Below are 15,807 nucleotides of genomic sequence, written 5' to 3'. Positions count from 1 at the left end.
TCGGGGTCAGTCCTTCTCATCACTTCTCCTTTCCGGCCCCGTCAGGCCCCGGTACGACAACGCCTCGGCGGCCCGCTCGCAGGCGCTCGCAAGGGCAGTCAGCGCCGACCGCACGGCAACGAGGCGTTCGACCGGGACCGGGCTCGCCGTTCCGGGCCGGAACCACGACGGGTCGGCCACGGGGGCCGGCGGGTGGATGCAGACGAAGCCGTTCAGGTCGTTGCCGATGTTCACCCCATAGTCCACGCACTGGGTTCTGTCCCCTTCGGACCGGAACCCGGCTGTGTGGGGAGCCGTCACCGGGCGTTCCCGGGGCCGTCCGCCGTGGGCATCGCGGGCAGGCCGAGATGGAGGCCGCCATGGACGTCCCTGCCTACGGCCACACCACGGCGAACGTGCTGGGAGAGGTTCGCCCGGTCCGCCACGGGACCGTTCGGCGACGGCAGCGGCTCGTGCCCGCCGTCGACGGCCGCTCGTACGTCGTCCGGCTCATGGCCCGGCACGCGGATCCAGCCGTACCCTCCGAACTCCTTGACCTGTACGTGGGCGCGAACGTACTGCGCTGGGTCGAGGCCGGCTTGTCCGAACCGTACGACGTCCTGGTACAGCCGGTCCGACACGATGACGGCGAGATCCGCCGAAGCGAGGACGGCCAGCACGGTCTTCACCTGGGGCGCGTTCACGTAGCGCGCCACGGCGACGGGCGCGGGGCCGGCGTGGCCGAGGGCGGCGTCCGGAGCGACACCGGTGTCGACGGCCAGCCGCAGCCTGACGCGCGGGGCGGCGGCACGCGCGTTGAGGGCGCCGAGGTGGTCCGCCAGGTGGTGGACGAAAGGCCCCAGGACCGCGGCTTCCGGGGTGGCCTCGGGGAGGACGGCGAACTCCATGTCGCCCTGCGGCTGACGCGCCCAGGTCTCACGGTCCAGTCCGGTCAGCGTCGCCGCTTCGTCCAGCACTCGGACCAGGTCGGACTGCACGGCCGATTGGGTCCGGGTGTCGAGGAGGCTGTACTGCTCCATGTCCGCCGCCAGGCACAGCCGGGGGCGCGGGATGCTCTCCGGGGGCAGAGGAAAGAACCGTTCGCTCATGACGACTCGCCACCTTCCAGTGGTTGTCGGGTGCGTTGCACGCCAACTGTCTGCGGAAGGACGGCCACGGGAAAGAATCCCGCGTTTTTACGGATTCCTTGACAGGTCGCCACGTGACGCCGGGCCGAGGCGAGCCGCCCGCCGCAGGCCAGCCATGTCACGCACGAAGGTCTGTCGTTGGCCTGTCTCGGAGATGAGCCCGTCGATCCGTAGCTGAGCCAGCGCCTTCTGCACGGTGTCCCTGGTGGATCCGATGAGGTCGGCGAGTTCGGGCTGGGACAGCCTCACGTCGATCCGCACCGAGTTCCGGTCCGGCTTCCCGTGCGACTGCGCCAGCTCGACCAGCACGCGCGCCAGCCGGACCGAGACCGGATACCTGCCGTAGTCCAGTGGCCAGCGCTCGAAACGATGGAGACGGCGGCCGATCACCCGCTTGAGGGCCAGCTCCGCTTCGGGGTGAGCACGGAGGAAGGGCAGCAGTTCGTGATTCGGGACGACGGTGGCGGTGACCTCGCGGTCGACGGTGACGGTCGCTGACCTCGGCCCGAGGCCCATCGCCGCCACCTCGCCCACCACGTCCCCTTCGTTCTTGACGTCCATGAGCGCCGGCCGGCCCCCGTCCAGTCCACCGGTCACCTTCACCACCCCTTGGTGGAGCACCATCAGATCCCGCGCGTGATCACCCTCATGAATCAGCACGTCTCCCACGGCGAAGCTGCACTGCGTCCCAAGCCGTGCGAAGGCCTTGCGGGCCCCCTCCGTCAGCGTGTCGAGAAACGGCACGCGACCATCCCTGTCCGAGCCACGAATCATGCGCACAGCACAGCACGCGCGCGGTGCGGCGATCTGCGTTTTCCGCCAGAACCGCCGGTGCCACGAGTGCACTTCGGGGCGCACAGCGGCGCATGCCTGAAGCACCTGTCGGTCCCTTCGCGAGTGCCTCAAGCCCGGTCGGCGCTGCCGATCGCCTCGGCCACGCCGTAGGACCCACGGAGCAGTAGTCGGTCCAGCAGATCGAGGATCTCGGACCGGCGGGCAGCCGAGGTGGCCTGGGCGTGGGCCCGGACCAGGAGCTCCCCGATGTGGTGGGCATCGGCAGCGGCACCGGTGGCCAAATCTGCCGAGGCGGCGCCGAACACGGTGAGGAACCGGCGCACGCAGGCGAGTACCAGCTCGTCGACCCGGTCGGGAGCCTCTTCGAGAGTGATCAGCAACTGCGGCAGGGCCGGCGCGAAGGCGTCGGAATCGATCAGGGCGGTCACCGTGCGGCGCACGCGCCCCAGGCGTCGGCCCCTCAATGCGACGGCGACAGCGGCGGCGGCTTCTCGCACCCCTTCTTCCGGGTCGTGGAAGAACTGGACGAGCGCGTGATGTGCCAAGGCCTGGTCCCCGGTGTTCAGGAGACGCTGGGCGCACACGTCCGCGGCCCCCTGCCGCTGAGCCGCGTCCTTCCCTGTGAGAACCGTCGCCAGCAGGTCCGTCCTCTCCCACTCCATCGCCGCCAGCGCCGCCACCCGCCCGCCGTTCCGGCGCACCGCCGGCACCGGGGAACGCAGCATCCGTTCCGTCACCGGTCCGCCCCTCACCGGATCCCCGTGGCAGAGGGCCACGAGCAGGCGAAACACCGTCCGTGAAGCCAGGAGCCGGTCGGGGGCCCGGACGAGCAGGTCGAACGCCTCAGCCACTGCGGGGCGGTCGTACCGCAGCGCCGCATGCAGCAGATGAGCCGCGCACGCCCGGACGGGAAGCGAAGGGTCGGAGGCGATTCTCCGCAGGTGAGGCAGGACCAGGGCGGCCCGGGAGCCGTCGGAGGCGTGGACGAGCAGGTCGCCCAGGCTCTCGACGGCGCTGCCACGCACGGTGTTGATCCCCGCGGTGAGGAGGTCACGCTCGACGTCCCGTTCGCTCCCCGGGCCCCCTTCACTCTCGCCGATCACGTCACCGGAGTCGGCCGGGGCACCGGTGTCGTCGACGCCCAGCACGCGGTTCAGGAGCGTCTCCACGAGATCGAGAGGCACGGAGCTGAGGTACTTTCGCATCGCCCAGCCGAGCCATCGGTCATGGGCCGGCCTGCACTGGCCCGAGAGGTGACGGATCGCCGCGAAGACGGTGTCCGGGCCTCCATGTGGCTCCGCGTCTCCGAGGCCCAGAAGGAGCGATGCTCCGTAGGCGGGGTGCATCCCCGCGTCCATCCGTACGGCGAGTCGCGAGAAGCGGCCGGGCGCCGCCGCCGTCATGCTCCTCAGCACGTGGGACAGTTCCCGGGCCCCTCCGGTGCAGGTCTCCCAGTCGGTGCGGTCCCGGCTGTGCTTCCTCATGGCGGCCAGCCACTGGTCGTCGCTCATGTGCCGGGCCGCTTCCGCCGGAATGGGCGGCCCGACGGACCCGACGGTCACCCCCTTCGGCTCGTCCGGTTCCCGCATGTCGTCGTGGCGCCTGCGGAGTTCTCCGAGCCGGCGCACCGCTCGTTCGGACAGCCGGTCTTCAGGGAGCGCCGTCAGCAGCGTGAACTCGTGCCAGGGCGAGAGCTCGTCGTCCGGGGGAAGGCGGAGATGGAGGAGCGCGTCGACCATCTGCCCGAGCGTGTCGTCAGGCAGGGCGTTTCCTACGGCGCGCAGAACCTCGCGGGCCCCCCACACGATGTTGGATCCATAGCCGGACAGGAGGCGGTGTCGGCCCTGCAGAAGGATCTCAGCGGACCAGGGGGCGAGAGCGGGCCCCGCCTCCGTCAGGACCTGGTAGAGGAGCCATTGAGCCGCCTCGTACGGCGCGCTCGCGAGCCCTGTCACAAGAGCACGCGCGCGGACGGGGTCCTGGCTCGCCACGATCCGCAGTGCCTTGGCCGTGCCTTGGAACAAGGCGTCGCCCAAGTCACCGGGCCGGTCGTCGGGGTAGCGGAACGTGAAGTGCCTGTCGTAGACCGGGCAACCCTCCTTCGGCGGGAACGCGGTCGCCGCCATGGCGGCCAGGAGCAACGGCAGGACCCGAGCGCAGAAGTCCTCCGGAGCACCCACCGCGGCGGCCTCGACGACACGCAGGGCCCAGTCGTCCCGGGTGAGCAGGACGCCGACCCTGCCGTCGTCTTCGAGCCGGATCGCGTCCGGACGATCCGAGACCATCGCTCCGATCAACTCGACTACCCAGGAGGGACGTTGAGCCGCGAGTTCCCGAACCGAGACCCAGACGAGGTGCTCGCGTCCGGTGAGAAGCCCCGATCGCGCACTGTCCAGCAACAGGTCGAAAAGGCTCCTGCTGCCGGCGAGGTCGGCGAAGCGGACGACCCGCTCCAGCCAGGATCCCAGCCGGGGATCCGCGGTGTGCGGCTCCAGGAGGCGGGCCACCCGGTCGGGGAAGACATCGGCGCTGGCCGCCATCATCCGTACCGCCCACTCGTGTTCCCTTTCGTCGGCACTGGCCAGCCAGTCGTCGAGCACTGCCTCGTCATCCGCGCGCCGGAACCACGCCGCGTTGCTGACCGCGTTCACGAGCTGGTCCCGGAAGAGGGGACGGGTGTCCAGTACACGCGCGACGGCCCCCCACTCACCGCCGGTGGGGGCCTCCAGGCCGCGCAGCACGGCCAAGGTGACGTCTTTGAGGTGATAGCGGATCTCGGGGCTGGTGAGCAGAGCCTCGACCTCTTCGACGAACCGCTCCGCGTCCAGGTCCCGCAGATGGTCGAGGACCTGCCGTACCTGTCCCCTCCGGAAGAGCTCCTGGTCCCCACTGGTGAGGAAGGTGACCAGGCTCTCGTCCCGCCGGTGCCAGTCGCGCGCGAAGGCGTAGTCGAAGAAGCTCTCGTGGAAGAAGGCGAGTTCCCGGCCTTCGCGCACGAGGACGTGCTCCGACACCAGCACATCCGCACTCGACGCGAGGGCGTCCGCGTCGAGCAGGCTGTCAGGAACGGAGAGCCTTTGCCGCGCGCTCATGGCCGCCACGACCGCTGAGATGGCCTCGTGGAAGCGTACGGAAGGATGGCGACGTGCGCAGTCCTTTCGTTTCGTGTCCCAGAAGGCGTCGAAGAGCTGCCGAGTCGTGCGGAACGAGAGGGCTGTCTCCTGGTCCGCGACCTCAGTCAGAAGGACTAGATGCAACGGTGACCGCAGTAGAGCGCGCTGCGACGGTGTGACGCGTGAGGCCAGGCCCATGCTCGCGAGCGCGGCATCGACCTGGGCATCGGTAAGCGGCCCAACCGCAATGTGCGCAGAGCGGTCTGATGCGGTGAGCCGACGGATCCGTGGATCGGCCTTGGCATCGAACTCCCGGCACACCAGGACGATGCGCATGGCCGAGTACGCCATCGCCTCGTCCATCAGGTCGGCCACCGCGTCGAAGGTTTCCGGGATGCGGCCCGACGCCATGCTGATCGCGTCGAGCTGGTCCACGATCAGCGCACAGCGACGCCCTTTCGCCACGGCTGCGAGCGCGCTGACCGGGGACCCGGTCAGCCCGATTCGCAGACCCAGCTCGTGGGTGGAGGTGAAGGGCCCCAACCGGTCGAGGCGGAAGGCGAGCACCGGGGTGTCCAGCTTTGTGAGGGCGTCCAGGGCCTGCTGCAGCACTGCGCTCTTTCCACCGCCGGCCGCACCCGTCAGAACGGTGACCTGCTGCGCGTCGCTCAGGACCTGTTCCACCAGCTGATCGGTTGTCTCTCGGGGGATGGCCGGGCGGAAAAGAGCGCGTTCGACGCTCGATGCCCACCGACGCGTTGCCTCGCCCACCGCATCCGTCGCCTCGGCGCTGTCCGTCCGGCTGACCCGCCTCAGCCCGTACTCTCCCAGCCGGGCGCTGATGGCCGGTGCATCGAGCGTGGTCCCGAGACTGTTCAGCAGGAGGTCACCGAGTCCGAGAGCCGCCAGGCGCCCCGGGGCCCCTGCAAGGACCTGTTCGGCCAGAACCGCATTGGTGTGCACGAGGTCCCGCTCGTTGTGCCACTCCACCCACAGTCCTCGCAGCATGCGCCAGGTCGTCGCGGCGGAGCCGAAGATGTCAGGCGCAGCAAGGGCGTCGAAGGAGCCTTGAAGTCCGTCAGTGAGCCACTCGGCCTCGAAGGCGGCAACGGTGTCGGAGCGGCGAGCACGGTCGGCGAGCTCGTCGAGCGCACGGGCGGGGACCAGAGAGACGAAGTGGAACGCGCGGCCCGCGTCGACGTGGGACCGCAGGCTGCTCCACACGTCCTTGTCACGGAGGGAGGCGACGTTCCAGCTGTTCGCGTTCCGGTTCTGCCGCTTGACCTGGTGTACCTGCATTCCACCGTCATGACGGTAGACGAACTCGACGCCGTTCCCCAGTGGAGAGCCCGGCTCCAGGGTGATCGACGTTCCCATGCCCAGCAGCACGTACAGGGCGTGTCTGATCGTCCAGGCCCCCTCGTAGCGGTTGCCGAACTTGTCCGTCTCGCCTCCTGGCCGCGGTGTCATCACTGCTCCCTACGGTCGGCCTGGCGACCGCGTCAGCCGCGCGCCTTCGCGGACGGTACCGCACATGCCAGGCGCGGCAAGGGCCGTTGAACGGCCGCAGGGACAGCACCGGGCCGAGCCGATTGCTGTCAGCACTGGTAGTCAATGGATTCCAACCGGAAGCCTTCCGACCAAATTTTCGAGCCGGCCGTTACCGAGCTGTGCCGTCGGGACCCGGACTGGACAAGAGAGTGGGAGCGGGACTCAGTGGTCGATCGCTACCGCAGCCCGGTTTCGCCGTCAGTCCACTGCACGGTGTCGCTCGGCTGCCCTGCACATCCGCCGTGCAGGGCAGATACCCACCGTGGACAGCTCCGGGTTGGAACCTGCTGGCCACACCGCGTCCTCTCGTCGCAACGGCGGTAGCGGGGATGGACGCGACGACCGCCTCTCAGGCGTTCTCGTCGTGGATCCGGGCGCCCAGATCCTCCGCCCACTCCAGCGCCCACGCCTTGAGTTCTTCGATCTGCCGGGAGGTGAGCCCGTACGCGGTGTAGTCCTCATCCTCGTACCAGTCCGCGCCGATCAGCCGGTCCCGGAGGTCTTCGAGGCTGAACTCGTCGTGGGCGCGACGGCGGCCCAGGGATTCGAGGTCGGCGGTGGAACGGTGGCGGGAGGCGGCCTGGACGTCGATGAGGTCGCGGACGGTGCCGCGGTCGGCGAGGGCACGGACCTTGGTGCCGATCACGTCATCGAGGGAAAGAACGGGGCCGTAGGGGGTCTGGGCGGGCGGAGCCCAGAACGCCTCCTTGAGGACGTCGACCTCGCACTCCTCGCCGGTGTCCGGATCGGTGACGAGGAACCGGCCGCTGAGCGGATCGGTCTGGACGTGCGTGGTCCGCCATCCGCGCGCGCTGAGGCCCGCTGTGAGTGAGGCGACGATCTCCTGCATCGGAGCGGGGTTCTCGGTGGCGACGTCGAGGTCACGGCTGAAGCGTTCGACCAGGCCGTGGGCCTGCACGGCGTATCCGCCGGTGAGGACCAGAGGGTAGGGGGAGCCGAGGTCGAGGATGTCGGCGAGGAGACGCTCGTGGAGCGGAGTGAGCTTCACGCGGCGGTCGTGTCGGCCGGAGCGGTGCGGAGCAACTCGGGGAAGGCGTCCTCCCAGACTTCGCGGATGTAGGGACTGATCAGGCGCCGCAGCACGGGCCACTGCTCGGTGAGCAGTCGGTGGTGCAGGAGGGTCACCAGGTCTTCGCGCAGTCCTTCGGCGAGGACGGTCCGGTAGAGCGTCATGCGGGACTTCGGACGGTCCAGGCTGTAGTTCGTCCGCCCGGACCAGACGATGTGGAGCGGCAGGTCCACGTTGCCCTCGACGGGGCCGGTCAGCTCCCGCAAGCGCTCGGGCAGGCGGCTGCGGTAGCGGTCCCGCAGCACCTCGGCGCGGGGGGCGGTAATCGTCGCGTCCATGCATCCAGTATCGCTGCTGGGGGCGGCGGCATGGCGGATACGGGGCTCCTCTGTCGTACGTACGGGCCGGGCGCCGCCCGCCCTTCCCTCGGGCATCTCACCCAGCGGGCGTTCGGCGCATCATGGCCTACCCGTGCAGCCCCCCAGGTGGCGCGGCAACCGGCTGCCCTGCCGACCCGGAACCGACCCCGCTCGCGGGCGCGGGTGATCACGAGGCAGCAGGTCACGCGGAGGGCCGCGGTGGAGTCGGCTGCGGCTTCGTCTCGGTATCGGAAGTGACGGCGGTGCCGAAGCCGAGGCCCATGGCGTCGGCGCAGTGGACGAGAAGGACACCGGGGCGGGCGAGGTCAGGGCCCATGCCGCGGACGAGCTGTCGAGTCATGCAGCGAACCTCCCGAGCGGGAGCCAGGAACCTGTGTCCAGGTCCTCCGTCATGGCGGCCACCGGGTCAGCACGCTGGGACACTCCCGCACCCGATGCTGACCGTTTGCTGACCCGAGCGGGGCCAGCAAGCCTTTGACCTGCGGAAACACCCAAACGCTAGATCTTGGACTTGAACATGGTACGGATCATCGAGGCACTCCCGGACATAGGCTCCCTGCCTGCGTTTTTGCAGGTCAAGGGCGGTTTTCCTACCCTACAACGAGTCGCTTGCCCGGCAGTGTCCACCGGATTTCCCAGGACTCGCGCTGATCACTCGCCGACTTTTCCGAACGTCGCCAGGCGGTGGCGGGGGCACCTCCACCCACTCTCCTGAACTCCGTCGTGACGGCGGCACCAGCCTACGCAGCGCCCTGCGCACGGGATCCGTGATCACCGTCACTTCGGCGGCCCGGAGGGAGGGGGGCGGTGGCGGCGGTCACGGTCGTGGACGCTCGTTGGGCGCGGGCCCGGTGGACCGAAGTGCGCCCGAGTCATTGAAAATGGATGCCATGAGCGTTTAGGGTCAGGCCGTCCGCGTGCGGCTCCTCCCGGGCCCGCGAGGGGGACCGTGAACGGTCGCACGCGGACACCCCACGCCGCCGGGGCGGCGTGGTCACGGACGGACCGGGGTGCCCCGCAAGGTGCCCGGTCCTCCCCCGCGCTGGGGGCCGCGGCTTCGTCAGCGCTTGAGTCCGTTCACGTACTCCGCGAACTTCTCCAGGCCGTCGATGTTGCGCGGTCCGCTGATGCCCTCGTTGTAGTCGAGGATGAAGAAGTTGTTCTTCTTGACGGCGGGCAGGCCCTTCGTGTGGGGGGACGACTTCAGGAAGTCGATCTTCTTCTGGGCGGGCAGGTCCCCATAGTCGAGGATCATGATGACTTCCGGCTCCGCCTCGGCGACGGCCTCCCAGTTCACTTGTGTCCAGCGCTGGTCGAGGCCGTCGAAGACGTTCTTGCCGCCGGCGGTCTTGATGATGTCGTTGGGCGGGACCTGGTTGCCCGCGGTGAAGGGCTGGTCGGTGCCCGAGTCGTAGAGGAAGACCGGGGCCGGATCGCCCTTGGGGGCCTTCGTCTTGACAGCCTCCACCCGCTTCTTCAGCTCGCCGACGACCTCTTCCGCCTTCTTCTCGACCTGGAAGATCTTGCCCAGTCGGTCGAGGTCGGTGTAGAGCGCTTCGAACGGCGTGTGCTTCTCGGGGTACTTGGGGTAGTTGAAGCAGCTCTCGCTGTGCATGAAGCTCTGGATGCCGAGCTTGTCCAGGATCTCCGGGGTGATGCCCCGCTCGTCCTTGAAGCCTGACTTCCAACCGGCCAGGACGAAGTCGGACTTGGCCTCGACCACGATCTCCTTGTTGAGGAGGTCGTCGCTGAGCATCTTCACCTTGGCGTAGTCGCTCGCCCACGGGGACTCCGTCACCGGCGGGTTCGCCGGCGGCATCACGTAGCCGTGGACGTGATCGACCAGCCCCAGGCTGAACAGCTTGTCGGCGCTTCCTCCTTCGTACGCCACGGCGCGCCGGGGGACGGTGTATTCGACCGGCTCACCACACCGCTTGACGGTGACCTTCGCGGGCGCCTTGGCGTCCGTCTCCACGTCGGCGCCACAGCCGCTGAGCAGCAGGGCGGCCGCGAACGCGGAGCCGAGGGCGGTGTTCCGCCGCACCGGGCGGAGGGATCGAGTCATGGACATGCTTGTGGTGCCTTTCACAGGGAGGGGTCGAGCGAGTACAACAACTGCGGGTCACCCGTCAGCGGGTGGGACACGACGCTGGCCTTCACGCCGAACACGTCGTGGACGAGGTCCGTGGTGAGGACCTCCTCGGGCGTGCCGGTGGTGACGAGGCGGCCGTCGCGGAGGACCCCGAGGCGGTCGCAGGCGGCCGCGGCGAGGTTGAGGTCGTGCAGCACGACCAGGACGGTGAGTCCCGAGCCGCGCAGGAGCGAGAGCAGTTCGACCTGGTGGCGCACGTCGAGGTGGTTGGTCGGCTCGTCAAGGACCAGGATCGTCGGTTCCTGGACGAGCGCCCGGGCCAGCAGGACGCGTTGACGCTCCCCGCCCGAGAGCGTCAGGACTCCGCGCCGGGCGAGGTGGCGGATGTCGAGCCGGTCCATGGCCCGTTCGCACAGCTCCCGTTCCCGGCGGCTGAGCGCCTGGTTGCCCTGGAGGTGCGGGGTGCGCCCGAGGGCGATGACCTCTTCGACCGTGAAGTCGAGGTCGACGGCGCCGTCCTGGGTCATGGCGGCGATGATCCGCGCGGAGCGGCGCACGGTCAGGCCGGAGAGGTCCTCCTCGCCCACCCAGACGGTGCCGGCGCTGGGGCGCAGCGCGCGGTACACGCATCTGAGGGCGGTGGACTTGCCGCTTCCGTTCGGCCCGACCAGGCCCACGACCTGGCCGCTTCCCACGTCCAGGGAGAGGTCGCGCACCAGGCTCCTGCCGTCGGTGACGACGGAGAGCCCGTCAAGTCGGAGTTCCATCTCAGCGACCTCCGAACATGTAGCCCTTGCGGCGCATCAGCGTGACGAACACCGGGACCCCGACGAGGGCGGTGATGACGCCCAGGGGCAGCTCGCGCGGCGCCACCAGGGTCCGGGACACCAGGTCGACCCAGACCATGAAGATCGCTCCGGCCAGGGGCGCCACCGCCAGCACGCGCGCGTGCGTGGCGCCGACGACCATGCGCACCACGTGCGGCATGACCAGTCCGACGAAGGCGATGGCGCCGCTGACGGCGACCATCACTCCGGTCACGAGCGAGACCAGGACGAGCAGGGCCTTGCGGTGCCGGTCGGGGCTGATGCCCAGGCTCGCAGCGGTCTCGTCCCCCAGTGCCAGCACGTCCAGCGCCCTGCCGTACCGGTACAGGACGCCGAGGCCGAGCAGGACGACCGCGGACACGACCGGGAGCGCGCCCCAGCTCGCGGCGCCGAAGCTGCCCATGGTCCAGTACAGGACCATGCTGGTCGCCTCGCTGTCCGGCGCGAAGTAGATCAGCAGGCTCATCACCGCTTGGAGCCCCAGCGACATGGCGACGCCCGTCAGGACGAGGCGCAGCGGGGAGAGCGAGCCGCGGCTGGAGGAGGCGGCGTAGACGAGGACCGACGCGACCAGGGCCCCGATGAAGGCACCGGCCGACACCGCGTAGATGCCCAGCGCCGCCAGTCCTCCGGTGACCGTGACGGCGACGGCCCCGGCGGAGGCGCCCGAGGAGACGCCCAGTACGAAGGGATCGGCGAGCGCGTTGCGCACCATGGCCTGGATGGCCACGCCGATGGCGCTCAACCCGGCCCCCACGAGCGCGGCGAGCAGCACCCGCGGCGTACGGATCTCCCAGATGATCTGGTAGGTCGTCACGTCGTCCGCGGCGATGCGACCGCCGCTCACGGCCGCCCACAGGTACCGGGCGGTCTCCCCCGGCGTGATCACGGCGGCTCCCAGACCGATGGCCACCACGATCGAGACGAGGAGGACGACGAGGAGGACGGCGCAGGCGAGCGCCAGACCCTTGCGGGAGGCGAGCCGGTCCTTCACCCCTCTCCGGGGTTCGGGGGGCGCCTCGCCTGCCGGCGTATCGGCGGCGCTGCTCGCCGATGGCGCGGTGATCGCTGGCGGTGACATAGGACTCGGCCTTCCAGGTCGAACGGAATGCGGTGAGGGACGGAATGTGGTGAGGGACGGAATGTGCTGAGGGGGCGGTTGGCGTCCGCCCATGGGGTGGAGCGGCTCAGGGCGGGTCGAGGGGCGGGGTCATGCCGTCGAGTGCGCGGGCCGAGGGGAGGACGTCGCCGTCGGGGAGCAGCCCGACGGCGTCGAGCCCGAGGCGGCGTAGGCACCGGGTGTTCTCGGCGAAGACCCTGAAGACCTCGTGCTGCGCGACGCTCTCCGTCGCGTCGATGCGACGCGGAGGACGGTCCCCGTGCCCACCAGCGCGGAAGCGTCGATGACGTCGCGGTCCTCGCCGAGCAGACCCTCCGAGAACCGTCGGCGGACGCGTCCCACCGCGGCGGGTGACAAGCCGTCGAGCAGGCTCCCGGACGCGATGCCGGTGAGGGGCCACAAGAGGTCCGGGTCGCAGGGCAGGACGAGCGGGACGTGCCGCACCTCGATGAAGGACAGCGAGCGAGCGGCGGGCCACGCCCGCAAGGCGGGGGGAGTACCGAGGTGGTGGAGCGGATCACCCGGCGGTGGGACGGCCGCGCCCGGTCGTTCCGGCGCGAGGGCGCGCCGCGCGACCTCGGTCAGCGGAGCGAGCGCGTCCCGGGCCCAGACGGTGACGGTCATCCGTCCGCCGGGCCGTATCAGCCTCAGCAGGCGCTCCGTCCCTGACGGGGTGTCGGAGAGCCGGGCGCCGCCGAGCGCGCACACCACGGCGTCGTAGCCACGACGGGGCGCGGGCCAGTCGAGGACGTCACCGTGCAGGAAGCGCAGATGGGAGAGGCCTCGCAGGGCGGCCTTCGCGCGGCCCCGGTCCAGCGACGACTCCGCCGTGTCCACCGCGTCGATGACCCCGAGCGGGCCGACGCGCTCCGCGGCCGGGATCGCGGACGCCCCCGGGCCGCACCACGCGTCGAGGACGTGCGAACCGGGGCGCAGCCGCGCCGCGTTGACGGCGGCCGCGCCGATCGGCGCCCACAAGGCGCTGAACAGTCGGTCGGCGTTCTCCTGGCCCCCTGCCGATCGGGCGGCCACGTCGTGCGGTTCCATGCGGACTCCCGTCCGGGTGACAGCGGATGACAGCGATCACGGCGATCGCGGCGATGACAGCGGCAGGAGCGTATATGAAAACGATAATCACTACTACCCCCCTCGCCTCGTCGACATCGACGGCGCTGCGAGTTCGAGGAGCGGCGACCCCCGCACCCGAGCCGCCATCGGCGCCACCAGGAATGCCGCGCCATGAGGACTCATCAGTCGGTGTTGACAATCATTTTCATGATGCCTCATGCTGCTCGGGCCCCCGACCCTTCGCTCCGCCCGGCGCCGTGGTGCGGGGGCCACTCATGTGATCTATCGGGGAGCAGCATGTCCGTCCTTCGCAGCCGCCGAGCGCCGGCCGCCCACACCGGGCCGCGCGCTGCGGGGAAATCCCGACGCGGCCGTCGTCCGGTGCCCCCTGCTGTCGGCTCCGGCACGGCGAAAGGTTTCTCTCCCCCTCCCCCGGAGGCCACAGCGGAACCTGCGTCGGCGTCTCGGCGGGCAGACGCGGTCGCCGCGCCCCGCGGCGTCGTTCCCGAGCATCGGGCGCCTCGTCCCTGCCGGTCGTCCCCCGCCGTACCGGAGCGCGACGCGCCGCTCCCGGCCGCCAGGCCGTACAAGCGGCGGAGCCGAACGCTCCGGAGACGACCGGCCCGCACGCTCCCGAGATGACCGGCCCGCAGACTCCGGAGGTGACCGACCCGGCCGCTCCGACCGACCTCCGCTCCCCCGCCCTCCGCTCCCCGCTCCCCGCCCTCGACTCTCCCGCCTCGCCTGCCCTTCCCATCCGACCCATGGAGGATCCATGACCGACCGGACCGCCCGCGGCACCGCCGCTTCCCAGGACGACGTGCGCGCGCTGCTGGACTCCCTGCCCGAGACCCTGCCCCGGGACGAGATCCTGGCCATCAACAGCGGCTCCAAGTCCGACATCCACACCGAGCGGACGTACGCGTACAACGGCTGGACCTTCACCCTGCCGCCGGGTGTCTTCAAACCGGGCGACACCAGCCGCATCGTCCACGACCGGCTCCTGGACGGCACGATCCCGGTCAAGGGCCGTTCGTACGCGGCGATGGGCGTCGGTCTCGGCGTCGAGGCCGTGATCGCCGGCACCCTCGGCGCGCGCGAGGTCTACGCGGTCGACGTCCACCCGGACAGCGTGGCCACCGCCGCCGCCCACTACGAGCGGATCGTCGGGGACCGGACGGACACCGTCTTCCGGCCGCTGGTGTCCAACCTCTTCGAGGAGTTCCCGGACTCCGCGCGCCTCGACGTCATCACCTTCAACCCGCCCGCCGTCAGCGCGCGGACGAGCGACGACCCGACCGTGGTCCGGAACGTGTGCGTGGGCGCCGAGATCGTCCTGCGGTTCTTCGACCAGATCGTCACCCGCGACCTGCTCGCGCCGGACGGCGAGATCCACCTGATCGTGTCCAACACCGCCGAGCTCAAGCGCATCGTCGGCCACGGCGTCGACGCCGGCTTCCGCCCCGTCGTGCTGCACCGCCAGACCTGGGAGGGCGACAACTGCCAGGCGTACCTGTTCAAGCTCATCCGCCACGACGCCGCCTGACCGGGAGGACGACATGCACGAGCACATAGCCGACGCCGTCAAGGAACCGGACGTCGTCACCGTCCCGCCGGGTGCGATCTGTCTCCGCTTCGAGACCATGAAGCTCTACTCGGCCCTGGGCGCGGTACGACACCTGCTGGAGACCGGGCAGGTCCAGCCCGGCGACACCCTCGTCGACAGCTCCAGCGGCATCTACGCCCACGCGCTCGCCCTGGCCTGCCACCGCTACGGCCTCAACTGCCACATCGTCGGCTCCACCACGGTCGACCGCACCCTCCGCGTCCAGCTGGAGATCCTCGGCGCCACCCTCGAACAGGTCCGCCCCTCCAAGGACCTCCGCCTCGACCAGAACCTCCGCGTCCAGCGGATCGGCGAACTGCTCCAGGAGAATCCGCACTACCACTGGATGCGGCAGTACCACGACGCCGTCCACTACCTCGGCTACCGCGACGTCGCCGACCTCGTCCGCAAGGAGGTCCCGGAGGGCCCCCTGGCGCTCGTCGGCGGTGTCGGCACCGGTGCGTCCACCGGCGCCATCGCCACCTACCTGCGCGAGGCCGGCCGCGACGTGGCCCTCGTCGGCGTCCAGCCGTTCGGCAGCGTCACCTTCGGCGCGGAGCACGTCTCCGATCCGGACATGATCATCGCCGGGATCGGCAGCTCCATCCCGTTCCAGAACGTCCGGCACGACCTGTACGACCGTGTCCACTGGGTCAACTTCGACTACGCCATGTCCGGCGCCGTCGAACTCCTGCGCGTCAGCGGCATCTTCGCCGGACTCTCCGCGGGCGCGGCGTATCTGGCGACGCTCTGGGAGCGGGAGCGGGACGCCGACCGCACGTACGTCTTCCTCGCCGCCGACACGGGGCACCGCTACGTCGACAGCGCCTACGCCCACCACGCCGAGGCGCGGGGGCTCGGTGCCATGCGGCCGCACGAGGTGGCGGCGCGGGGCGAGCTCAGGCACCCCTGGTCCGCCATGGACTGGCCCCCGTCCGACAGCGCGCCGCTGCGGGGCGCGCCCGTCCTCGTGGCCGAGTCGGCCTAGCGTCCGTGGCAACGGGGCGAAGGGGCGAGCGTCGCCGTCCCCCTCGTCCTCGCCGCTCGCGCACGCACGGTAGGTGGCTCCGTGTCCCTCGACTCCCCTCACTCCCCCGA

At 70.3% G+C, this 15,807-nt stretch carries 13 protein-coding genes; 2 read left to right on the top strand and 11 right to left on the bottom strand.

Going from position 1 to position 15,807, the window contains the following annotated elements; translation table 11 throughout:
• Positions 1–6 precede the first annotated feature (6 nt).
• From ACFZCF_RS26235 to ACFZCF_RS26185, 11 genes are all read right to left on the bottom strand, one after another.
• Complete coding sequence (locus tag ACFZCF_RS26235) at positions 7–234, bottom strand: hypothetical protein (RefSeq protein ID WP_391289195.1); 228 nt, start codon at positions 232–234, stop codon at positions 7–9.
• A gap of 62 nt (positions 235–296) precedes the next feature.
• The gene (locus ACFZCF_RS26230; RefSeq protein ID WP_391289194.1) at positions 297–1,088 is read right to left on the bottom strand and encodes a hypothetical protein; all 792 of its coding nucleotides are present in this window, start codon (positions 1,086–1,088) and stop codon (positions 297–299) included.
• Positions 1,089–1,175: 87 nt separating this feature from the next.
• Positions 1,176–1,871 carry a helix-turn-helix domain-containing protein gene (locus tag ACFZCF_RS26225; RefSeq protein WP_391289192.1) on the bottom strand — a complete coding sequence of 232 codons (696 nt, stop codon included), beginning with the start codon at positions 1,869–1,871 and terminating at the stop codon, positions 1,176–1,178.
• A gap of 158 nt (positions 1,872–2,029) precedes the next feature.
• The gene (locus tag ACFZCF_RS26220; RefSeq protein ID WP_391289190.1) at positions 2,030–6,505 is read right to left on the bottom strand and encodes an NACHT domain-containing protein; all 4,476 of its coding nucleotides are present in this window, start codon (positions 6,503–6,505) and stop codon (positions 2,030–2,032) included.
• A gap of 430 nt (positions 6,506–6,935) precedes the next feature.
• The gene (locus ACFZCF_RS26215) at positions 6,936–7,595 is read right to left on the bottom strand and encodes a nucleotidyl transferase AbiEii/AbiGii toxin family protein (RefSeq protein WP_073759566.1); all 660 of its coding nucleotides are present in this window, start codon (positions 7,593–7,595) and stop codon (positions 6,936–6,938) included.
• The gene (locus ACFZCF_RS26210) at positions 7,592–7,954 is read right to left on the bottom strand and encodes a hypothetical protein (RefSeq protein ID WP_391289188.1); all 363 of its coding nucleotides are present in this window, start codon (positions 7,952–7,954) and stop codon (positions 7,592–7,594) included. The genes ACFZCF_RS26215 and ACFZCF_RS26210 overlap by 4 nt, the downstream gene beginning before the upstream one ends.
• A gap of 223 nt (positions 7,955–8,177) precedes the next feature.
• Positions 8,178–8,336, bottom strand: a complete 159-nt coding sequence (locus tag ACFZCF_RS26205; protein WP_391289186.1) for a hypothetical protein — start codon at positions 8,334–8,336, stop codon at positions 8,178–8,180.
• Positions 8,337–9,056: 720 nt separating this feature from the next.
• Entirely contained in the window at positions 9,057–10,067 is a 1,011-nt protein-coding gene (locus ACFZCF_RS26200; RefSeq protein WP_391289184.1) for an ABC transporter substrate-binding protein, read from the bottom strand.
• A gap of 14 nt (positions 10,068–10,081) precedes the next feature.
• Positions 10,082–10,855 carry an ATP-binding cassette domain-containing protein gene (locus ACFZCF_RS26195; protein WP_391289182.1) on the bottom strand — a complete coding sequence of 258 codons (774 nt, stop codon included), beginning with the start codon at positions 10,853–10,855 and terminating at the stop codon, positions 10,082–10,084.
• Between the two features lies 1 nt (position 10,856).
• Positions 10,857–11,996: an iron chelate uptake ABC transporter family permease subunit gene (locus ACFZCF_RS26190; protein WP_391289180.1), complete on the bottom strand. Its 1,140-nt coding sequence runs from the start codon at positions 11,994–11,996 to the stop codon at positions 10,857–10,859.
• Between the two features lie 129 nt (positions 11,997–12,125).
• Positions 12,126–13,082: a methyltransferase domain-containing protein gene (locus tag ACFZCF_RS26185; protein WP_391289178.1), complete on the bottom strand. Its 957-nt coding sequence runs from the start codon at positions 13,080–13,082 to the stop codon at positions 12,126–12,128.
• Between the two features lie 796 nt (positions 13,083–13,878).
• Here ACFZCF_RS26185 and ACFZCF_RS26180 point away from each other — a divergent pair.
• Together ACFZCF_RS26180 and ACFZCF_RS26175 are read left to right on the top strand one after the other, a co-directional pair.
• Positions 13,879–14,649, top strand: a complete 771-nt coding sequence (locus ACFZCF_RS26180) for a methyltransferase (protein ID WP_391289176.1) — start codon at positions 13,879–13,881, stop codon at positions 14,647–14,649.
• Positions 14,650–14,662: 13 nt separating this feature from the next.
• Positions 14,663–15,697 carry a pyridoxal-phosphate dependent enzyme gene (locus tag ACFZCF_RS26175; RefSeq protein ID WP_391289175.1) on the top strand — a complete coding sequence of 345 codons (1,035 nt, stop codon included), beginning with the start codon at positions 14,663–14,665 and terminating at the stop codon, positions 15,695–15,697.
• Positions 15,698–15,807: the final 110 nt, after the last annotated feature.

This window comes from Streptomyces sp. NPDC007945 (assembly GCF_042958885.1).
In the GTDB taxonomy this organism is placed as follows: Bacteria; Actinomycetota; Actinomycetes; order Streptomycetales; family Streptomycetaceae; genus Streptomyces.
Note: the sequence above shows the minus strand (reverse complement) of the source record. Positions and strands in the feature narration are given on the sequence as shown.